Genomic DNA, 21,015 nt, shown 5'->3' on the forward strand with positions numbered 1-21,015 from the left:
TAACCTCATTATTTTTTCTTCAATAGCACTATTTTTACGAAACGGGCGGTTGTTGGGCAATCCACAACGCGGCAGCATTAAAGAAGTGCTGGGCCAGCGGCGTCGCACGACCGGTCTCAGCCACCACCATTGCCGCGTGACGGCTCATTGGAGGAATATCCAGCGCACAGCGCTTCAGCGCGGGGTGCATCTCATCAATCAGATGCCCACGGGGAACCAGCGCACAGCCCAACCCCACAAATACACCCTGCATCAGTTGGAAAATCGAAGTGCTTTCGAGTGTCGGGTGCAGCGCCAGCCCAGCCTGACGGAAATGGTTATCCAGATAACGACGAAAATAGCGGCTGGGTTCTGACAAACAAAGTGGCAGTTTGGCGGCATCTTCGGCACTGAGGCATTGGGTCTTAACAAGATGCGGGAAATGGTCAGGGTGATAAACCACATCTACACCGCCGTCATCGATTGGGACAACCTGAAAACGTAATTCATTCAGGGTTGAGAATTCAAAGAAACCAATGCCAATATCAACGGCGTGGCTGCTCAACGCTTCAATCAGCTGATCGGCGCTGACTTCCGCGACGCGGTAGTCCAGACCAGGGTGTTCATCGCTGACGGCTTTTATCAGACGCGCCAGTGAAATGCTGCACTGCGGCATCACACCAATGCGCAGCGTCCCGCTCAGCCCCTGCTTAAGGGATTCGACTTCCAGTTTCAGCCCTTCATACACCGCTACAATTTCCCGCGCCCAGCTCAGCACCCGTAACCCTTCCGCCGTAAAACCTTCGAAGTTATTACCGCGGTTAATCAGGCTGAGATCTAACTCTTTCTCGAGATTTTTCAGCCGCATTGATAACGTCGGCTGGCTGACAAAACTCGCCTCCGCCGCCCGGCCAAAATGCCGTTCACGCTCGAGGTTACAGAGGTAGATCAGTTGTTTTATATCCATGGGGAGAATGAGGCTGCGCCTTGAATGGGAATAATAGTATTGATTATATCGGGTTGCGGGCCGAACTCGCTTTTAAATCTTTAAATTCAAAACAGTGGGCTCCGCCGTCCCCGTATTTCGGGATTCGAGCTTAAGGTCTCGAATCTCTCATCCGGTGCCATTTTTGACTGCGCCTTAGCAGCTATGTAGATCAAAAGATAAAAAACAAAATTAAAGACAAACAACCAGTCTGATTTTGATTTTAAGAAAGCCTAGGCCGCATTCAAAAATGGCGCTGAGCAAGTGGTTCGAGACCAGAGGCTCGAACCCGCAGCGAAGGCACCGCCTAAGCGGCGACATTTTGCGGCTATAGCAAAGGTGACTGAAACACGGCCATTGTGACCTGCGCAGCTGCTGTTTTTAAAAAAGCTCGGATTCCAAAGGCCCGAGCGACTGCGGGCCTTTGGTCGGTGTGGGCCGACGCCCACGACCTTGACCTTGAATTTAAAAAGAGATCTCTAAGAGCCCCCTCTTAGATCTTCAACTTCACGTAATCAATCGCGCGGCTGATGAGCCCACCCTGCGCCACATCTTCCAGTGCCACCAGCGGGATGGTTTTAATGATTTTGCCATTATCAACGATATTGATGGCGCCCAGTTCCTGGCCTTTCTTCAGCGGTGCGTCAATTTGCGGATTGGTGAGTACATATTGCGCTTTCAGCTTGTCGGCATCGGACTGCGGTACGCTAATGAACACGTCATCCAGTGAGCCCACTTTGACCTGCGGACGTTCGCCAAACCACACTTTCTCATCGGAAACGGTCTGTCCGGCTTTGAAAATCTGCTTGCTGGTGTATTCACGGAAACCCCAGGTCAGCAATTTACGCGCCTGATCTTCGCGCCCTTTCGAGCTTTTACCGCCCATCACCACCGCGATCAAACGGCGGTTACCTTCAGTGGCAGAAGCAATAATATTGTAACCCGCGCTCTCGGTATGGCCGGTTTTCAGACCGTCAACCTGCAAGTTTTTGTCCCACAGTAAGCCGTTGCGGTTCTGCTGAGTGATGTTGTCATACGTCAGCGATTTTTCACTATACATATGATATTCCTCAGGTTCACCGCCGATGATGGCACGCGACAATTTCGCCAGATCGTAAGAGGTGGTGTATTGCCCCGGCGCATCCAGACCGTGAACGGTTTCGAAATGGGTGTTGGTCAGGCCCATCGTAGTGACGTACTGGTTCATCATGCCAACGAACGCGTCCTGACTGCCCGCCACGTAATTGGCCATCGCCACGCAAGCGTCGTTACCGGAAGTAATGATAATTCCACGGATCAAATCACGTACCGACACGCGGTCACCTGGCTTAAGAAACATCAGCGAGGAACCTTCGAGGCTTTTATTGCCCGCGACCCAGGCTTCCTGCGGCACGGTAACCACATCATCCATGGTGATTTTATGTTTGTCCAGCGCGCGGTCGATGACATAACCGGTCATCAGTTTGGTCAGGCTGGCCGGGTTACGGCGGTCATCCGGATTACCTGCCGCCAGCACATCGCCGCTGGCGTAATCCATCAATACGAATGACGCTGCATCAATACTCGGTGGAACGACAGGGAAATCCAGAGGGGCCACAGCCTGCGCTGTACCTGCTGACAACATCAGTACGCCGGTTAAAACAGTCAATACACTACGTTTCACGAATTGTTCCTTTAAAATGCCAAAACGGCCTGAGGATTGGCTAAAAAACCAGCAAAAACAGGCCAAAGGCAATAGCAGCCGAAAATAATTGCCGCATGGTGCACCAATAAAGCGCTGAACAAAACCCCCTTTATTTTGCGAGGCATTTCATAGTGAAACGGTCTTGTTACAATTTGTTCGCGTTTTGCGCGATAAGCACGCTCTATCTCACGATAGCGCCATTCGATTAGACCCCTCCCCGTTTACCACCTAAACTTGTGACATAAAATTAACAATCGACTTAACAATTCATCGGGCCGATTGCATTCCAATAAAATGTCAGACACCTGCGAAGCAAAAATATGAAATTCAAAACTGAGATCAAACCCTACACGGCGGCTGCCGGTGGCTGGGGTTCACTGGAAGCGACCACCCGTTACGTCTTCGACAGTAAAAAAGTCCTCTCTAACCTACGCAACCTGATGCGTGTTAATAAAGGTCGCGGTTTTGACTGTCCGGGCTGTGCCTGGGGCGATGATAACCACAGCACCTTCAGTTTCTGCGAAAACGGCGCCAAGGCCGTCAGTTGGGAAGCCACGCGCAAAGCGGTTGAACTCGATTTCTTTGCTCAGCACAGCGTCAGCAAACTGCGTGAACAGAGCGACTACTTCCTTGAGTATCAGGGTCGCCTGACCCATCCGATGCGCTATAACCCGGCGACTGACCATTACGAGCCGATCGGCTGGGACGCCGCCTACTCGCTGATTGCCCGCCATCTGAAAGGCCTGAAAAGCCCGGATGAAGCGGACTTCTATACTTCGGGCCGCGCCAGTAATGAAGCGTCCTACCTCTATCAGGTCTTCGGACGCATGTTCGGGACAAACAATTTCCCTGACTGCTCGAACATGTGCCATGAAGCCAGTGGCGTTGGCCTCAAGCAGAGTATCGGCGTGGGGAAAGGCACCATCCGTCTGGACGATTTCGAAAAAGCCAATGCCATCTTTGTTTTCGGTCAGAACCCCGGCACCAACCATCCGCGCATGTTGCACAGCCTGCGTCACGCTGCCGATCGCGGGGCAAAAGTCGTCAGCTTCAATACCCTGCGAGAACGTGGTCTGGAACGTTTTGCCGATCCGCAAAAACCGCTGGAAGTCGTCACCACCAAATCGGGCCGCATCAGCTCAGCCTATTACCAGCCGAACCTTGGCGGGGATATGGCCGCCGTGCGCGGTATGGTGAAAGCCCTGCTCGAAGCCGATCGCGACCGCATCGCATCCGGTCTGAGCACCATTTTTGACACAGAATTTATCGCGCAAAATACCGCAGGTGTTGAAGCGTATCTGGCCGTAGTGGATGCTACTTCATGGGAAAAAATCACTGAGCAGTCGGGTCTGTCCGAAGCAGATCTTCGCGAAGCGGCGTCGATTTACGTGCAGGCTGAACGGGTGATCTGTACCTGGGCGATGGGCATTACCCAACACAAACATTCCGTGCCGACGGTGCGCGAAATCACTAACCTGCAACTGCTGTTTGGTCAGCTTGGCAAACCGGGTGCCGGTTTGTGTCCGGTGCGTGGTCACAGTAACGTGCAGGGTAACCGCACCATGGGTATCGATGAGAAAGCGCCAACAGCGCTGCTTGATGCCATGGAAACCCACTTCAACTTCACTCCGCCGCGCAATCCGGGTCATAACACCGTGGAAGCGCTGGAAGCCATGCTGACGGGCGATGCCAAAGTGCTGATCTGTCTGGGCGGTAATCTGGCGGCGGCGGCACCGGATACCCTTCGCACCCACCGGGCACTGAGCAATCTGGATCTGTCGGTACAAATCAGCACCAAACTCAACCGCAGTCACTTAACGCCGGGACGTGAAGCTTTAATTCTGCCGACACTGGGCCGTACCGAACTCGACATGCAGGCCACCGGTTCGCAGTTCATCACCGTTGAGGACTCCTTCAGCATGGTGCACGCGTCCGAAGGTGTCGGTATTCCGTTATCCCCTGAGCAGCGTTCAGAAACCGCGATTGTCTGCGGTATTGCCAATGCCGTACTGGGGGATAAATTCCTCGACTGGATGCAGCTTGCTGATGACTACAATCTGATCCGTGACCACATCGAGGCCACCATTCCGGGCTTTAAAGACTTTAATGCGCGTTGTGATATTAAAGGCGGTTTCTATCTGGGCAATGCAGCAGCCGAACTGAACTTCAACACGCCGACGGCGAAAGCCAATTTCAGTGCCGCCATGCTTCCCGACCAGTTGATCCCGCAGGGCAATCAGGATGCACCGTTTACGCTACAAACCCTGCGTTCGCACGACCAGTACAACACCACCATTTACGGCCTCGATGACCGTTACCGTGGTGTGTATGGTCAGCGCGAAGTGCTGTTTATCCATCCTGATGATCTGGCGGCGCTCGGGTTGCATGACGGCGAATTGGTAGAGATTGAAACCCTCTGGACCGATGGCGTGGAGCGTAAAGTCACCGGTTTTAAACTGGTCAGCTACGACATCCCGCGCGGTAACCTGGCGGCCTATTATCCGGAAACCAACCCGCTGGTGCCGATGTCCAGTTTTGGTGACCAGACCCACACCCCCACCTCTAAAGCGATTCCGGTGGCTATCCGCCGCTGCGAACAGAAAGTAGACCTGCAACGTATCGCCTGATCGGTAAACACTGGCACCATGAATAATCCCCTTTTCGCGTCAGGGCTATGACGCGAAAAGGGGATATGCAGCTTGCCCGCAGGGGCCATTTCGCGTAAAACTGTCTGCCGCTAATCGAGCCATTCTAACCCCCCCCTGGACGATATGTTTCAAGATAACCCGCTGCTCGCGCAGCTAAAACAGCAACTTCACTCTCAGACTCCGCGCCTTGAAGGCGTCGTTAAAGGAACTGAGAAAGGCTTTGGCTTTCTTGAAGTAGACGGGCAAAAAAGTTACTTCATTCCGCCTCCGTACATGAAAAAAGTCATGCATGGCGACCGCGTGATTGCCTCTTTGCAGACCGAAAAAGAACGTGAAGTGGTTCAGCCGGAAACGCTGGTTGAGCCATTCCTGACGCGCTTTGTCGGCCGTGTGACCAAAAAAGATGACCGTCTTTCCATCGTCCCTGATCACCCTTTATTACGTGACTCGATTCAGTGCCGCGTTGCCCGCAACATCAATCACGAAGTGAGCGATGGCGACTGGTGCGTCGCTGAAATGCGTCGTCACCCGCTTAAAGAAGGCGATCACAGCTTCCAGGCTGAAATTACCGAGTGGATCACCACCGGTGAAGACGATCTCGCCCCGTGGTGGGTCACGCTGGCGCGCCATAACCTTGAGCGCGAAGCCCCGAAATCTGAAATTGCGGCGATCCTCGATCAGGGCCTGACCCGCGAAGATCTGATTGCCCTGCCATTTGTCACCATCGACAGCGGCAGCACCCAAGATATGGATGACGCGCTGTATGTGAAAGACAACGGCGACGGCACCCTGCAACTGAATATCGCGATTGCCGATCCGACGGCTTATGTTGCACAAGGCAGCGAGCTCGACAATATTGCGAAGAAACGTGCCTTCACCAACTACCTACCGGGCTTTAACATCCCGATGCTGCCGCGTGAACTCTCCGATGACCTTTGCTCACTGTGGCCAGACGTTCAGCGTCCGGTACTGGCGTGCAGCGTAACGCTGTCCGCCGACGGTGCGCTGGGCAATGATATCCGTTTCTTCGCTGCTACCATCGAATCTAAAGCCAAGCTGGCCTACGACGATGTCTCCGACTGGATCGAACAGGAAGAGAAAAGCGTATGGCAGCCGCAAACTGACGTCATCGCTGATCAGATCCGTCTGCTGAAACACCTGTGCGATCTGCGCAGCGCATGGCGCACCGAGCACGCGCTGGTGTTTAAAGACCGTCCTGACTTTCGCTTCGTACTGGGCGAGAAAGGGAACGTGCTGGAGATCGTCGCCGAGCATCGCCGCATCGCAAACCGCATTGTGGAAGAGTCGATGATTGCCGCCAACGTCTGCGCCGCCATCGCCCTGCGCGACAGCCTCGGTTTTGGTATCTACAACGTGCATACCGGTTTCGACCCGCTGCTGGTTGAGAATGCCGTCACCGTCTTGCGGGCTAACGACGTGGAAGCTAACGCCGAAGAGTTGCTCACCCTGCCTGGCTTCTGCGCACTGCGCCGTAAGCTGGACGCGATGCCAACGCAGTTCCTCGACAGCCGCATCCGCCGTTTCCAGACTTTCGCAGAGATAAGCACCGTGCCGGGTCCGCATTTCGGTCTTGGACTGGAAGCTTACGCTACCTGGACGTCGCCAATCCGTAAATACGGCGACATGGTCAACCACCGCTTGCTCAAAGCGATGATAACCCAGCAGGCTGCGGTAAAACCGGAAGACGAAATGACGGTCCAGCTGGCAGAACGCCGCCGTGCTAACCGCATGGCCGAGCGCGATGTCGGAGACTGGCTGTACGCCCGTTATCTGGCAGATAAAGTCGGGACTGATATCAACTTCAGCGCCGAAATTATCGACGTCACCCGCGGTGGCCTGCGTGTCCGCCTGCAGGAAATCGGCGCGGTTGCTTTCATCCCTGCCCCGTTCCTGCACGCCGTGCGTGATGAACTGGTTTGCAGCTTCGACACCGGTACCGTCCTGATCAAAGGCGAAGTCGCCTACCGTCAGAGCGATATCATCGACGTGCAGATCGCCGAAGTGCGGATGGAAAACCGTAATGTGATAGCCAAACCAGCGGTTTAATTCCACTGGCGTGATGGGCGTTTGCTCACGTGATAAAAAACCGGTCAGGGAAACTTGACCGGTTTTTTTTAATTTCAAATTTTAAATTCAAATTCAAGGTCGTGGGCGTCGGCCCACACCGACCAGAGGGTCGCAGTCGTTCGACCCTCTGGACTCCGAGCTTTTTAAAAACAGCAGCTACGCGGGTCACAATTGCCGTGTTTCAGGTGCCGCTGTTATAGCCGCAAAATGCCGCCGCGTTGCGGTTTCTTCACTTCGGGTTCCAACCCGCGTAAAAAGACACGCGGTTTTGCACCACTCGTTCAGCGCCATTTTTGAATGCGGCCCACATATTTTTTAAAAGACAAAAGCAGACTTGGCTTTTGCCTTTATCTTTTGATTTACATAGCCGCTAAGGCGCAGTCAAAAATGGCACCGGATAAGAGGTTCGAGACCAAAGGTTCGAATCCCGAAATACGAGGGCGGCGGCGACTGGTCGCCTTCTGGGCGGGTGTGGGCAGCAGGCCCACGACGTTGACGTTGAATTTAAAGGCGGGTTTGGGCTGCCGCCCAAGCCAATTGTCATCCACACATCCCATAGTGTTATTATGCCCCTCCATAATTTCACCAAGGATGACCCCGTTATGCCGCACGACGTGCCCCTCCTACAGTTACTCGACGTCAGCTTTTCAATCAATAACCGCTCTCTTCTGGAACCGGTCTCATTTGATCTCAATCCCGGTGAATTTACGTTGCTCACCGGGCCTTCAGGCAGCGGGAAGAGTACGCTGCTCAAAATTATTGCGTCGCTGCAAACCCAGACCGGTGGAACGATTCGTTTCAAAGGCGAGGATATTGCAGAGCTGAAACCTGAAACTTACCGCCAGCAGGTCTCCTACTGTTTCCAGACGCCGACGTTATTTGGAGATACAGTGCGGGACAATCTGGCGCTGCCGTATGAAATCCGCGGCAAGAAAATGGATGTCGAAAAAGTAAAGACGTGGCTGACGCGGGTGCATCTGTCGGCGGATATGCTGGATAAACGCACGCAGGAACTCTCCGGAGGGGAAAAACAGCGGGTGTCGTTGTTGCGGAACCTGCAATTTCTGCCCGATGTACTGCTGCTCGATGAGATAACCAGCGCACTGGACGAAGAGAACAAACAGAATATTAATCAGATCATTGCAGGTCTGGTCGCTGAACAGCAGCTCGCCGTGCTGTGGGTCAGCCACGACCAGAACGAAATCCGCCATGCCCAAAACGTCATCACCCTGACCCATCACGCCGACGAGAAAACGCCCCATGAACCAGCATAACATCACCAACGAATCCCTGGCGCTGGCGCTCATTCTTGTGGTCGTCGCCCTGTTGGTGAGTAAAAAAGAGAAGCTCGGGCTGGAAAAAGACATCATCTGGAGCGTGGCGCGGGCCATCGTCCAACTGGTGATTGTCGGCTACGTACTCAAGTACATTTTCGCGCTGAACAACGGCTGGCTGACGGTGCTGATGGTGCTGTTTATCTGCGTTAACGCTGCGCTCAATGCCAAAAAACGCAGCCGCAATATTGATAACGGCTTTGTGATTTCGTTTATTGCCATTTCGGTGGGCACTACGCTGACGCTGGTGGTACTGCTGCTCAGCCGCTCGATTGAGTTTCTGCCGATGCAGGTGATCCCGATTTCCGGCATGATCGCCGGTAACGCGATGGTGGCGGTCGGCCTGTGTTATAGCAACCTCAACCAGCGCTTTATCGACAACCAGCAAAAGATCCTTGAGATGCTGAGCCTCGGTGCATCGGCCAAAATGGCGTCCGGTTCGATTATTCGCGACAGCATTCGTGCAGCGATGATCCCAACCGTCGATGCGGCCAAAACTGTCGGACTGGTCAGCCTGCCGGGCATGATGTCTGGCCTGATCTTCGCCGGTATCGACCCGGTGAAAGCTATCAAGTATCAGATCATGGTGACCTTCATGCTGCTGGCGACCGCCAGCCTGTCGACCATTATTGCAGGCTATCTCTCCTACCGCCGTTTTTACAATGAGCGTGCGCAATTGCGTGTGATGAAATAGAATTCGCCATCGCTTTTTGCCGCAATCACTTCAGGGACGACAATGGGACCATTACAACGGCTTGACCACTTTTTATTGAAGCCCCGGTCCGTGCAACCCATCCGCGGGCTGCGCCGCTTTCTGACCGAATTTATTTTTTTCGGCGTTAAAGAAGCCCGAGCCTGCATTTTTGTTGGTCTATTTTTCCTGGCGGTGTTTCTGGTGCCGCGTGCCGGCTTATTCTATGTGCCACGCTATGACGTGCTGCTGGTTGTGGCACTGTTTGTGCAGATCTGGATGCTGGCGACGAAACTGGAAACGCTGGACGAATTTAAAGCCGTGATGCTGTTTCACGTGGTGGGATTTGCGCTTGAAGTGTTTAAAACGTCGTCGGGTATCCGCTCGTGGAGTTACCCGGACTTTGCCTACACCAAACTGTTTGGCGTTCCGCTGTTTTCAGGCTTTATGTACGCGGCGGTGGGCAGTTATATGATCCAGTGCTGGCGACTGCTTGATGTGAAAGTACGCAATTATCCGCCTTACACACTGGCGGCCATCTCCTCGCTGTTGATTTACGTTAACTTTTTCAGCCATCACTATATTGGTGATTTTCGCTGGTACATTACGGCGCTGCTATTAGGCCTCTATGCCCGCAGCTATGTGGTTTTCACGCCTTATGACACTCCGCGGCGGATGCCCCTGATCCTCGCGTTTATCCTGATCGGCTTCTTTATCTGGCTGGCCGAAAACATCAGTACGTTCTTCACGATCTGGCGTTATCCCAATCAAATCGACAGCTGGTCGGGTGTGCATCTCGGCAAGTGGAGCTCATGGGCACTGCTGGTGATCATGACTTTTACCATGATCACCTGCCTGAAAAACATTAAAAAGCACGTACATATTCCGGTGTGAAATTAGCGGGCAAAGTAAACACTTTGTCCGCTGTGCTGCGGCGTCAAACTTCAAATCATCGGCAGATTCAGTTCATTGCGCTCGGCGCATTCGATCGCTTGCTCATACCCTGCGTCAGCATGACGCATCACGCCGGTTGCCGGGTCATTCCACAGGACGCGTGCCAGACGGGCATCCGCTTCTTTGGTACCGTCTGCGACAATCACCATGCCTGCATGTTGCGAAAAGCCCATACCCACGCCGCCGCCGTGATGCAGGCTGACCCATGTCGCGCCGCCTGCAGTGTTGAGCAACGCATTCAGCAATGGCCAGTCGGAAACGGCGTCAGAACCATCTTTCATCGCCTCTGTTTCACGGTTTGGTGAGGCCACCGACCCGGTATCCAGATGGTCACGGCCAATGACTACTGGCGCTTTCAGCTCACCGTTACGTACCATTTCGTTAAAGGCCAGCCCGGCAATGTGCCGCTCCCCAAGCCCAAGCCAGCAGATCCGCGCCGGTAGCCCCTGAAACGCAATACGTTCACTGGCCATATTGAGCCAGTTGATCAGATTGGCGTTATCCGGGAACAGCTCTTTCAGTTTGGCATCGGTTTTGTAGATATCTTCCGGATCACCCGACAGCGCCACCCAGCGGAACGGGCCTTTGCCCTCGCAAAACAGCGGGCGGATATAAGCCGGAACAAAACCAGGGAAATCAAAGGCGTTAAGCACACCTTCCTCTTTCGCCACCTGACGGATGTTGTTGCCATAATCGACCGTCGGAATGCCCATGGCGTGAAAATCGAGCATCGCCTGAACGTGTTTTGCCATTGATGCGCGAGCAGCCTTCACCACCGTTTTAGGATCAGAGGTTTTACGGTCCTGCCACTGTTCCAGCGTCCAGCCTTCTGGCAGATAACCGTTCAGCGGATCATGGGCCGAGGTTTGATCGGTGACGATGTCCGGGCGTAAGCCCCCCTGTTTAGCGCGCGCGACCAGCTGCGGCAACAGTTCCGCAGCATTCCCCAGCAGGCCAACGGAGATCGCCTGCTTTTCGGCGCAGGCTTTTTCAATCATTGCCAGCGCTTCATCGATGCTGTGGGCTTTGTAATCGAGATAACGAGTGCGGATACGAAAATCGATGCGCGACTCCTGACACTCAATCGCCAGTACGCAGGCTCCGGCCAGTACGCCAGCTAATGGCTGCGCGCCGCCCATGCCGCCAAGCCCGGCGGTCAGGATCCATTTGCCCCGTAAATTGCTGTTGTAGTGCTGACGTCCCGCTTCGGCGAAAGTTTCATAGGTTCCCTGCACGATGCCCTGAGCACCAATGTAAATCCATGAACCGGCGGTCATCTGGCCGTACATCATCAGCCCGGCTTTATCCAGTTCGTGAAAGTGCTCCCAGTTAGCCCAGTGTGGCACCAGATTGGAGTTGGCGATCAGTACCCGCGGCGCATCGGTATGAGTGCGAAAAATCCCCACTGGTTTACCCGACTGTACCAGCAGCGTTTCATCCTCACGCAGTTTGCGCAGGCTTTCGAGGATCGCCTCAAATGCAGGCCAGTTGCGGGCCGCTTTACCAATCCCGCCGTACACCACCAGATCTTCCGGGCGTTCGGCAACGTCAGGGTCCAGATTGTTTTGCAACATGCGGTAAGCGGCTTCGATCAGCCAGTTCTGACAGCTCAGCTCAGTGCCGTGAGGGGCGCGAACTACGCGGGCGACGGCAGTTTTTTGTGGCGTATTCATAGTGTGTCCCTTATTCATCAGTTAAAACTCGGCAACAAAGCTTCAATGACCGGCGGCCACTGCTCACGGCTGGCCCAAAGACGCATAGTTTCTACGTCCGGAGCCATCAGGCGGTCGCGCTCAAGATAGGCCACTTTTTCGCGGATAAGATGCAGCTCATTTTCCAGCACCGCAGAACTTTTCAACGGGCGGATGAAATCAATGCCCTGTGCAGCGGCCATCGCTTCAATACCTACGACTACGGCGGTGTTAAAGCACATATCACCCAGACGGCGCGCGGCGTAGGTCGCCATTGAAACGTGGTCTTCCTGATTGGCAGAGGTCGGCAGGCTGTCTACGCTGCCCGGATGCGCCAGAGATTTGTTCTCAGACGCCAGTGCAGCGGCGGTCACCTGGGCTATCATAAAGCCGGAGTTCACCCCGCCGTCGTTGACCAGAAATGCCGGCAAGCCCGACAGGCCGGTATCGAGCAGTAATGCCAGACGACGCTCAGAAATAGCACCGATTTCCGCCACTGCCAGCGCGATAATATCGGCTGCAAAGGCGACCGGTTCCGCGTGGAAATTCCCCCCCGAAATCACGTCCCCGTTTTCGGCAAACACCAGCGGGTTATCCGACGCCGCGTTGGCTTCAATTTGCAGTACGCGAGCCGCATGGTGCAGGTTATCCAGGCAAGCACCCATCACTTGCGGCACACAGCGGATGGAGTACGGGTCTTGTACGCGACCACAGTTGGCATGAGAGGTCACAACATCACTGCCTTCCAGCAACGCAGAAACCGCAGCCGCAACGGCGATCTGCCCCAACTGACCGCGGGCCTGATGAATACGCGGGTCGAGCGGTTTTACTGAGCCTTTGATCGCCTCCAGCGACAGCGCGCCAGCCACCAGACCGGCGGAAAATACCCGTTCGGCTTCAAACAGTCCGGCCAACGCCAGTGACGTCGAAACCTGCGTACCGTTAAGTAGCGCCAGCCCCTCTTTCGGCCCCAGTTCCACCGGTTTAAGTCCGACCGTAGCCAGCCCTTCGATAGCTGACATTCTTACGCCCTGCGCCGTAACCTCGCCCTCCCCAATCAACATCAGGGAAAGGTGCGCCAGCGGGGCTAAATCACCGGAGGCGCCGACAGAGCCTTTCTCGGGAATACATGGCAACACACCCGCATTCAGCAGCGTGATCAGTGCGTCGATCACTTCCATACGGATACCGGAATGGCCGCGAGACAGACTTAACACTTTGGTGGTCATGATCAGACGCACGACGTTATCTGCCAGCTCCTTGCCGACACCGACGCTGTGCGACAACACCAGATTGCGTTGCAGTTCCGCCAGACGTTCGGCCGGGATCCGGGTCTGAGCCAGTTTGCCGAAACCCGTGTTGATTCCGTAGACCACGTTGCCGGACTCAACGATGCGGGTGACCGTTTCCTGGGAGGCCAGCACGCCTGCCCGCGCCTCTTCAGCCAGCTCAACGCGAACCGTCCAAGGTTGCTGTTTATCGGCACGTTTCTGGGCAGAATAAATGGTGCGCAGCATGGTCAGATCAACCTGACCCGGATGCAGACGGCAGACGGTAATGTCATGGGATGAAAGCGACATAATCTAATCCTGTATAGACAAGTAAAAAGCGAATATTACCCGGCGAAAACGCTGCCTGACGGGTGGCCGATGACTCAAATGACGAAACGGTATTAATGATTCAGTTTGCTGCGGCCCTTTGGACCGGATGTCTGATTTCGACCCATAGCAATAATGATTCTGCCACTAAGGGCTGAACGTTCAGACTGAGCAGCGGTTCCTCTTGGGGTTCTTGCGTCCAGAACACGCCTTGGGAGGCGGACAGCGTAAAAAACTCTCCTGCCTGCCATTGCCCCTGTAAAACATACAGCAGGCCCGCACAACAGCGGTTGGCGCTAAAGCTGGTACGCTGAGTGATCACACTCGCACTGGCCTGCCCCCGGCGGGTCATAATATTGAAGTCCGTTGTGATGCCATTAATCAGATGCGCGTAAACGGCGGTTTCTCCGGCAAAAGCAAAGGGTTCTGCGGGGCAGTCAAGCCGGTGCTCAATGTCCCCTTCCGCCGACAGCACGACGCCCGCACCGCTGAGCAGCGTGATGGAACGGTCGATGCCTTCGAAATGCGAAAACGGGCCATCGGCGGCAATCGTCGCCATGCTGGCGCGCCAGTCGAACTGCGTCTGACCCGCAGGCCAGCTGATGATTTCGCGGGTTTCTCCCCCGCCGTTACGCCATGCGCTCACCGGCAGGCTGTCAAAGGAAAATCGCGTCAGGTTACTCATGGGCGGTCCTCCGCCAGCAGTTGCAGCAAGGCAAGAAAGTCGGCGCTGGCCTGACGCTGTTGCGGGTGCTGGCCGTTAATCACTTTGGCAACGCCCCCCACAAACACATCGCGGATTTGCGCTGGGCTGCCGGCAAACAACCAGCGGTTGAGCAGCTCACTGTCTTTCGCGGCGGCCAGATAAGGATCATCGCCATCCAGCACCAGCCAGTCGGCGCGGTATCCGGCGGCCAGTTGGCCAACAGGTGCGCCGCAAGCCTGAGCACCTCCGGCCAGCGCCTGGGTATAGAGCAAATCACCCACCGAGGCCTGACTGGCGTTCGTCAACCGGTTACGGCGCTGGTCGCGCAGACGCTGGCCATATTCCAGCCAGCGCAACTCTTCCACCACATTGAGGGAAACATGGCTGTCGGAGCCAATCCCCCAGCGGCCTTTCTGCGCCAGATAATCCACACCGGGAAAAATGCCGTCACCGAGATTGGCTTCTGTCGTCGGGCACAGCCCCGCCACGGCACCGCTGGCGACGATGCTTGCCAGCTCGAAGCGGTCAGGGTGAGTGGCGTGGATCAGGCACCAGCGGGCGTCCACATCCACGTTATCAAACAGCCATGAAACAGGCCGCTGGCCGCTCCATGCCAGACAGTCATTCACCTCTTTTTGCTGCTCGGCAATATGAATATGCACGGGTAGCGAGGTGTCGCTGGCGGCCAGAACATCGGTCATCTGCTCGCGGGAAACGGCGCGCAGGGAGTGAAAGCACAGTCCCTGATTTTGTAATGGGTTGCCTTTAAGCTGCCCGGCAATCACTTGCTGCTGTTTCAGGTAATGCTCAGTATTCTGAATAAAGCGTTTTTGTCCGCTCTGCGCGGGTTGCGCGCCAAATCCCGCATAGCTGTAAAGTACTGGCAGCAGCGTCAGGCCAATTCCGGCGGTTTGTGCCGCCTCACTCAGATGTGCGGTCATTTCACCAATATCCGCGTAAGGTTTACCGTCGATATCGTTATGCAGGTAGTGGAATTCAGCGACCTGCGTGTAACCGCCTTTCAGCATTTCGATATACAACTGGCGGGCAATCACCCCAATCTGCGGCGGTGTCAGCCGGGCGACCATGCGATACATCAGGTCACGCCAGGTCCAGAAGCTGTCTTGCGGGTTACCAGCGACTTCCGCCAGCCCCGCCATCACCCGCTGAAAAGCGTGCGAATGCAGGTTTGGCATTCCCGGAACAACGGCACCGCTGAGCCGATGGCAACCTTCAGGCTCGGAATCTGCCACCACAGAACTGAGCAGCCCTGCTGCATCAACGTGCAGTCGAACATTACGTGTCCAGCCCTGTGGCAGTAAGGCGCGTGACGCGAAATAAGCCGGCATATAATGGTCCTGAATATTGATTAACAAGGACGTTCACAAATGTTGTCTTTCGGGAAACAATTGCGACACGCTTAGGTTACTTGTCTATACATATACATATGCCCGCGCGGGCTGTAAACTTACTCGTGCTGTTTTTTTAATAATTACGTTTCTCATCACGCCGTGAGATATCCCCAAAGGCCTTCGTTTACAGTGAATTATTGATTACACTTTACCCATCTAAAGCCCGCCGGCTTTTCCCTATGAGGTTGCCCCATGTCTGAAACTACGCCGTCCTCCCAGCAGGAGGGCGCCCAGAAAATCTTGTCGGAACTGGCTGCCGCAATGAGCGATGCACCTGCGCCGATTTACCAGCGGGTAAAACAGGCGATCATCGGACAAATCCGTGAAGGTGTCTGGCAACCGCATCAGCGCGTGCCGTCGGAAAGTGAACTGGTCAATGAACTGGGCGTCAGCCGGATGACGATCAACCGCGCACTGCGCGAGCTGACCGGCGAAGGTTTTCTCATCCGTATGCAGGGTGTCGGCACGTTTGTAGCCGAGGCTAAGGCGTATACGCCGATGCTCGAAGTACATAACATTGCCGATGAGATAGCCCGCCGAGGTCACCGTCACAGCAGCCAAATTCTGGCCTGCGAGGCGCGGCCAGCAGATGCCGAACAGGCACTGCAATTGGGAATTAAACCCGGCGAAAAGCTGTTTTATTCGCAGATCGTCCATTTTGAGAATGACGTGCCGGTACAAATCGAAGATCGCTTCGTGAACCCGGATGCTGCGCCCGATTACCTGCAACAAGTGATGAACAGCGCGACGCCGTACACCTATCTGATGAAAATTGCGCCGCTGACCGCCGGTGAGCACCGCGTTGAAGCGGTAAGCGCCAGCGATACTCAGCGCCAGTTGTTGCAGTTGAAAGAACATGAGCCCTGCCTCCTGATTCATCGCCGTACCTGGAGCGGTAACCGCGTGGTCACTTCCGCACGTCTGGTGTACCCCGGCTCCCGCTACCAGTTGTTTGGCCGCTTCACCAGCCACGGCTGATGCCCCTGAGCAGGCTGCCTCACAGCCTGCCTTCCTCTAACCAAAAACACTGTATTTATAAACAGCTCCTGCATCCAGCACTGCCTCTCAAATCTGGAATGCACCTCGAAATACAAAAAATACGCCCCGTACATCCCTTGCCGCTTTTTGGTGAATGCGTTAGCTTGACTGTGGTTGTCTATACAAGACAAGAACAGTCAGGAGTTAGGCATGGCGTCACTGAACCCCCTCAATACCGCTGCTTCCGGCACGATAATTTGCGACAGCCTGTGGACCGGCGCGTCGCTGGTGACCATGCAGGATGGGCGCTACAACCTCATTGAAAACGGCATATTGGCCGTTAAAGACGGCCTGATCATCTGGATTGGCACCGCAGCGGACAGCCCGGAATTTGTCACTCAGGTTCGGCATGACTTTGGCGGTGGCATCGTTACCCCAGGCTTGGTGGACTGCCATACCCACCTGGTCTTTGGCGGCGATCGCAGCGCCGAATTCGAGCAGCGCTTGAATGGCGTCAGTTATGCCGAGATTGCCGCTCAGGGCGGCGGGATCTTGTCCACCGTGAATGCAACGCGTAAAGCCAGCCATCAACAGCTGCTTGAGCAGGCCCGTTTCAGGCTGATGCCCCTTCTGGCCGAAGGCGTGACCTGTATCGAGATTAAATCGGGTTACGGACTGAGCGATGAAAGCGAGCTGAAAATGCTGCGGGTGATCCGCGAACTGGCGCAAAACATGCCGGTCAGGGTGAAAGCCACCTGCCTCGCCGCACACGCCTTACCACCTGAATTCAAAGGCCGATCGGATGACTATATTTCCCATATCTGCGAAGTTTTACTGCCACAGGTGGCCGCAGAAAAACTGGCCGATGCAGTGGATGCTTTTTGCGAGCATCTGGCCTTTTCCCCTGAACAGGTCGAACGGGTATTTCAGACCGCTGTTCGCCTCGGCTTGCCGGTAAAACTCCACGCTGAGCAGCTCTCTTCCCTGCACGGCAGCCAACTGGCTGCGCACTATGGCGCCCTGTCCGCCGATCATCTGGAATATGCAACTGAAGAGGACGCGCAGGTGATGGCCGCTTCAGGCACCGTCGCCGTTCTGCTGCCCGGCGCCTTTTATTTATTACGCGAAACGCAGCGCCCGCCGGTGGAACTGTTCCGAAAACACGGCGTACCGATGGCGGTTGCCAGCGATGCCAACCCCGGAACCTCTCCTGCACTTTCATTACGCCTGATGCTGAATATGGCCTGCACGCTGTTTCGGATGACGCCGGAGGAGGCGCTGGCCGGAGTCACCTGCCACGGCGCACGTGCTCTGGGTTTACAAAATTCGCATGGGACACTGGAAGTGGGAAAAGTGGCTGATTTTGTTCACTGGCCACTGGCGCGCCCGGCGGAACTGGTTTATTGGTTGGGCGGACAGCTGCCCTGTACCGTGGTTTATCAAGGAAATATCCGGGGAGATATCCGTTTATGAGTCTGAATTCTATATCCACTATCGCTGACCCATACCATTTCACGGCAGGCAACAGCCCGTTGTTGATCAGTATTCCCCACGCTGGTACGCGGCTGACGCCTGAGGTCGCCAGCAGCCTGAGCGACGACGCCCTGCCGCTGTCCGATACCGACTGGCACATTCCCGCGCTTTATGATTTTGCGCGCGGTCTGGGGGCGAATATTGTGGTCGGCCACTATTCACGGTTCGTTATCGATCTTAACCGTCCGTCGGATGACCAGCCTCTGTACACCACCGCCACTACCGGCCTGTTTCCCGATACCTTGTTCGACGGTCGCCCGACCTTTAAACCCGGTCATCAGCCCGATGATGCCACCCGCCAGCAGTATCTCGAACAGATTTGGCAACCCTACCATCAGAAAATCGCTTCGGAGCTGGCGCGGATTAAACAGCAATTCGGTTACGCACTGCTGTTAGATGCGCACTCTATCGCCTCGGTGATCCCGAGGTTGTTCGATGGAAAACTGCCGGATTTGAATCTCGGTACCAACAGCGGTGCCAGTTGTTCACCAGACATGAGCCGGGCCTTGGAAGCGATATGCCTGCAGCAAACGCCGTTCAGCCATGTGCTTAACGGGCGTTTTAAAGGCGGTTATATCACCCGCGCCTACGGCCAGCCGGAGCAAGATCAGCACGCTGTTCAGCTGGAACTGGCGCAGTGTAATTATATGGAAGAGCTGGAGCCGTTTGGCTATCTCGACGATAAAGCCGCACAATTGCAAAAACTGCTGCAACCGTTGCTGGAAGGGATGCTGCGCTGGGGCGTAAAAACCTACGGCCGCTAGTTTGCGAAATATTCAGCTTCAGGTTTAAAGACTTAGCAGAGCAGGTTTGGACGCCTGCTCTGCCATTGCCCCGACACCTCCCATCGTCAAACCGTCATCCGCCTGACATAAATTCGTCATCTGCGCCTCTTAAGCTGCTGCGTAACAGTAAATCCCAAAGAGGATAGTTCCCCCATGATAATTCCAGACCCTGCGGTTCTGGCGGCGCGCAACTGTGCGCCTGCTTTACCCGCTATCGCAGTCCATCAGGTAAGCCAGCTATTTGGGGCCAACCGGGTACTTAATAACGTCAATATTCAGGTGCCCCAAGGCACTATCGTCGCTCTGCTCGGTCCGTCTGGATGCGGTAAAAGCACCCTGCTGAAATTGTTGGCAGGCCTGCTACACCCCTCGTGCGGTGAAATCCATTTTGGTCCAACGCGCGTCGCGGCAGGAAGCTTCAGCCTGCCGCCGGAAAAACGTTCGCTCGGAATGGCTTTTCAGGACTACGCGCTGTGGCCGCATATGAGCGTCTATCAGAACGTCGCCTTTCCGCTGCAAATGCGCGGTGTGCGCGGCACTCTTCAGCGTGAAAAAGTGATGGCGACGCTCGAACGCGTTGGCCTGGCGGATTTCGCCGCGCGCCGTCCGTCCGAGCTCTCCGGAGGCCAGCAGCAGCGGGTGGCGCTGGCGCGGGCCATTGTGGCGGAACCACAGATCCTGCTGTTTGATGAACCGCTCTCCAACCTCGACCGCGACCTGCGCGAAAGCCTGTGCGAAGAGATGGCCGCCCTGCTGCGCCAGCTGGGCACAACCGCCGTTTATGTCACGCATGATCCGCATGAAGCCCGAACGATGGCGCACTGCATCGCCCGTATGGATCAGGGGCGGATAGCACGTCTCGACCAGATTGAACCTTCCCGTGTTGCCCCTTTTGTTGCTTAACCTCTGATGGAAAAAATAATGATGAACTGCACTCCGACCTCACTCAAAACAGGCTTACTAACGGCAATGACTCTTTCTCTCGCAATGGCGGCGGGCAGCGCGCAGGCGCTGACGCTTTACACCGCCGGTCCCGGATCGCTGGCAAAAAAACTGGCGGCAGGTTATGAAAAACAGACCGGCGTCAACGTGGACGTTTTTCAGGCCACGACCGGTAAAGTAATGGCGCGTCTGGATGCAGAACAGGCCAATCCGCGGGCTGATATTTTGATTTCCGCCTCATGGGACACCGCCACCGATTTGCAAAAACGCGGCTGGCTGCTGGAGTATCAAAGCCCAAACGCGGCAGAGGTTCCGGTACAGTTCAAAACGCCGTACTACGTCGCTCAGGGTATCTCCGCGCTGGGCATTGTATGGAACACTAAAAGCGGCACGCCGGAACCGCAGGACTGGGCAGACTTAGCCAAACCCGCCTTTAAAGACAAAGTGACGACGCCGGACCCGGCACTGTCAGGCGCTTCACTGGATTTGCTGATCGGGTTACAAAATGCCCATGCTCAGCAGGCATGGACGCTGTTTGATGACCTGAAAGCCAACGGCATGATCATCGCCGGACCGAACGCACAGGCGCTCACGCCGGTGTTGCAGGGGGCAAAAGCCGCCGTATTTGGCGCAGTGGATTACGTGGCCTACAGCAGCGTACAGGATGGCGAAGCGGTAAAAGTGATCTTCCCGGCCAGCGGTACAGTGATCGCCCCGCGCCCGATGATGATCCTCAAATCGAGCAAACAGCAGAAAGAAGCCAAAGCCTTCATCGACTATGCGCTGTCTGAGGAAGGACAGAAACTGGTGGCCGACGCCTGGCTGATGCCTGCGCGAACGGATATCAGCGCCAAACGTCCGCTGTTTAAAACGCTGAAGCTTCTGCCGGAAGAGACCCAACCTTCGGCATCGCGCAAAGAAGTTCTGGATCGTTTCGCCAGCCTGTTCGGCCAGCGTTAATCGCACTTACCCGTCACATCAGGGCTGCCACCTCAGCCCAGATAACA

16 protein-coding genes are annotated in these 21,015 nt (G+C 55.3%); 10 read left to right on the forward strand and 6 right to left on the reverse strand.

The annotated features are described in order from the left end of the window. Positions 1 to 34 precede the first annotated feature (34 nt). Positions 35 to 946: a LysR family transcriptional regulator gene (locus tag ACZRKO_RS06490; protein WP_463736398.1), complete on the reverse strand. Its 912-nt coding sequence runs from the start codon at positions 944 to 946 to the stop codon at positions 35 to 37. A gap of 511 nt (positions 947 to 1,457) precedes the next feature. Continuing rightward, a complete protein-coding gene (locus ACZRKO_RS06495; RefSeq protein WP_463736399.1) occupies positions 1,458 to 2,627 on the reverse strand; it encodes a serine hydrolase in 1,170 nt (389 codons plus the stop codon). A gap of 341 nt (positions 2,628 to 2,968) precedes the next feature. On the opposite strand from ACZRKO_RS06495, the gene ACZRKO_RS06500 reads away from it, so the two are divergent. From ACZRKO_RS06500 to ACZRKO_RS06520, 5 genes are all read left to right on the forward strand, one after another. Beyond that, complete coding sequence (locus ACZRKO_RS06500; protein WP_463736400.1) at positions 2,969 to 5,275, forward strand: FdhF/YdeP family oxidoreductase; 2,307 nt, start codon at positions 2,969 to 2,971, stop codon at positions 5,273 to 5,275. Between the two features lie 144 nt (positions 5,276 to 5,419). Beyond that, on the forward strand, positions 5,420 to 7,363 hold the full coding sequence (locus tag ACZRKO_RS06505) for an exoribonuclease II (RefSeq protein ID WP_463736401.1): 1,944 nt from the start codon (positions 5,420 to 5,422) through the stop codon (positions 7,361 to 7,363). 623 nt (positions 7,364 to 7,986) lie between these two features. Further along, positions 7,987 to 8,658 (forward strand): iron efflux ABC transporter ATP-binding subunit FetA, encoded by a 672-nt coding sequence (gene fetA / locus ACZRKO_RS06510; protein ID WP_463736402.1) that lies wholly within the window; start codon positions 7,987 to 7,989, stop codon positions 8,656 to 8,658. Beyond that, positions 8,645 to 9,412: an iron efflux ABC transporter permease subunit FetB gene (fetB, locus tag ACZRKO_RS06515; RefSeq protein WP_463736403.1), complete on the forward strand. Its 768-nt coding sequence runs from the start codon at positions 8,645 to 8,647 to the stop codon at positions 9,410 to 9,412. Before fetA ends, fetB begins: the two co-directional genes overlap by 14 nt. Positions 9,413 to 9,454: 42 nt before the next feature. Continuing rightward, a complete protein-coding gene (locus ACZRKO_RS06520) occupies positions 9,455 to 10,303 on the forward strand; it encodes a DUF817 domain-containing protein (protein WP_463736404.1) in 849 nt (282 codons plus the stop codon). Between the two features lie 50 nt (positions 10,304 to 10,353). Here the strand turns inward: ACZRKO_RS06520 and hutU are convergent, their stop codons facing one another. From hutU to ACZRKO_RS06540, 4 genes are all read right to left on the reverse strand, one after another. Then, complete coding sequence (hutU, locus tag ACZRKO_RS06525) at positions 10,354 to 12,036, reverse strand: urocanate hydratase (protein WP_463736405.1); 1,683 nt, start codon at positions 12,034 to 12,036, stop codon at positions 10,354 to 10,356. 17 nt (positions 12,037 to 12,053) lie between these two features. After that, a complete protein-coding gene (hutH, locus tag ACZRKO_RS06530) occupies positions 12,054 to 13,634 on the reverse strand; it encodes a histidine ammonia-lyase (RefSeq protein WP_463736406.1) in 1,581 nt (526 codons plus the stop codon). Positions 13,635 to 13,734: 100 nt separating this feature from the next. Continuing rightward, positions 13,735 to 14,337: a HutD/Ves family protein gene (locus ACZRKO_RS06535; RefSeq protein ID WP_463736407.1), complete on the reverse strand. Its 603-nt coding sequence runs from the start codon at positions 14,335 to 14,337 to the stop codon at positions 13,735 to 13,737. Next, entirely contained in the window at positions 14,334 to 15,707 is a 1,374-nt protein-coding gene (locus tag ACZRKO_RS06540) for a formimidoylglutamate deiminase (RefSeq protein ID WP_463736408.1), read from the reverse strand. Before ACZRKO_RS06540 ends, ACZRKO_RS06535 begins: the two co-directional genes overlap by 4 nt. 255 nt (positions 15,708 to 15,962) lie before the next feature. Here ACZRKO_RS06540 and hutC point away from each other — a divergent pair, with 255 nt between their 5' ends. The 5 genes from hutC to ACZRKO_RS06565 all read left to right on the forward strand — a co-directional run bounded on the left by hutC (position 15,963) and on the right by ACZRKO_RS06565 (position 20,968). Continuing rightward, positions 15,963 to 16,748, forward strand: coding sequence for a histidine utilization repressor (gene hutC, locus ACZRKO_RS06545; protein WP_463736409.1), 786 nt, complete (start codon positions 15,963 to 15,965; stop codon positions 16,746 to 16,748). 210 nt (positions 16,749 to 16,958) lie between these two features. After that, a complete protein-coding gene (gene hutI / locus ACZRKO_RS06550) occupies positions 16,959 to 18,221 on the forward strand; it encodes an imidazolonepropionase (protein WP_463736410.1) in 1,263 nt (420 codons plus the stop codon). Further along, the gene (hutG, locus tag ACZRKO_RS06555) at positions 18,218 to 19,045 is read left to right on the forward strand and encodes an N-formylglutamate deformylase (RefSeq protein ID WP_463736411.1); all 828 of its coding nucleotides are present in this window, start codon (positions 18,218 to 18,220) and stop codon (positions 19,043 to 19,045) included. The genes hutI and hutG overlap by 4 nt, the downstream gene beginning before the upstream one ends. A gap of 174 nt (positions 19,046 to 19,219) precedes the next feature. After that, entirely contained in the window at positions 19,220 to 19,969 is a 750-nt protein-coding gene (locus ACZRKO_RS06560) for an ABC transporter ATP-binding protein (RefSeq protein ID WP_463736412.1), read from the forward strand. An 18-nt stretch (positions 19,970 to 19,987) separates the two neighbouring features. Further along, on the forward strand, positions 19,988 to 20,968 hold the full coding sequence (locus tag ACZRKO_RS06565; protein ID WP_463736413.1) for an ABC transporter substrate-binding protein: 981 nt from the start codon (positions 19,988 to 19,990) through the stop codon (positions 20,966 to 20,968). Positions 20,969 to 21,015: the final 47 nt, after the last annotated feature.

The organism is Ewingella sp. C233 (genome assembly GCF_055407225.1).

What these genes read in the sequence shown, in the direction of transcription:
- ACZRKO_RS06490 (WP_463736398.1), bottom strand. Translation starts at nt 946, where the DNA reads ATGGATATAAAACAACTGATCTACCTCTGTAACCTCGAGCGTGAACGG.
- ACZRKO_RS06500 (WP_463736400.1), top strand. Translation starts at nt 2,969, where the DNA reads ATGAAATTCAAAACTGAGATCAAACCCTACACGGCGGCTGCCGGTGGC.
- ACZRKO_RS06505 (WP_463736401.1), top strand. Translation starts at nt 5,420, where the DNA reads ATGTTTCAAGATAACCCGCTGCTCGCGCAGCTAAAACAGCAACTTCAC.
- fetA (WP_463736402.1), top strand. Translation starts at nt 7,987, where the DNA reads ATGCCGCACGACGTGCCCCTCCTACAGTTACTCGACGTCAGCTTTTCA.
- fetB (WP_463736403.1), top strand. Translation starts at nt 8,645, where the DNA reads ATGAACCAGCATAACATCACCAACGAATCCCTGGCGCTGGCGCTCATT.
- ACZRKO_RS06520 (WP_463736404.1), top strand. Translation starts at nt 9,455, where the DNA reads ATGGGACCATTACAACGGCTTGACCACTTTTTATTGAAGCCCCGGTCC.
- hutU (WP_463736405.1), bottom strand. Translation starts at nt 12,036, where the DNA reads ATGAATACGCCACAAAAAACTGCCGTCGCCCGCGTAGTTCGCGCCCCT.
- hutH (WP_463736406.1), bottom strand. Translation starts at nt 13,634, where the DNA reads ATGTCGCTTTCATCCCATGACATTACCGTCTGCCGTCTGCATCCGGGT.
- ACZRKO_RS06535 (WP_463736407.1), bottom strand. Translation starts at nt 14,337, where the DNA reads ATGAGTAACCTGACGCGATTTTCCTTTGACAGCCTGCCGGTGAGCGCA.
- ACZRKO_RS06540 (WP_463736408.1), bottom strand. Translation starts at nt 15,707, where the DNA reads ATGCCGGCTTATTTCGCGTCACGCGCCTTACTGCCACAGGGCTGGACA.
- hutC (WP_463736409.1), top strand. Translation starts at nt 15,963, where the DNA reads ATGTCTGAAACTACGCCGTCCTCCCAGCAGGAGGGCGCCCAGAAAATC.
- hutI (WP_463736410.1), top strand. Translation starts at nt 16,959, where the DNA reads ATGGCGTCACTGAACCCCCTCAATACCGCTGCTTCCGGCACGATAATT.
- hutG (WP_463736411.1), top strand. Translation starts at nt 18,218, where the DNA reads ATGAGTCTGAATTCTATATCCACTATCGCTGACCCATACCATTTCACG.
- ACZRKO_RS06560 (WP_463736412.1), top strand. Translation starts at nt 19,220, where the DNA reads ATGATAATTCCAGACCCTGCGGTTCTGGCGGCGCGCAACTGTGCGCCT.
- ACZRKO_RS06565 (WP_463736413.1), top strand. Translation starts at nt 19,988, where the DNA reads ATGATGAACTGCACTCCGACCTCACTCAAAACAGGCTTACTAACGGCA.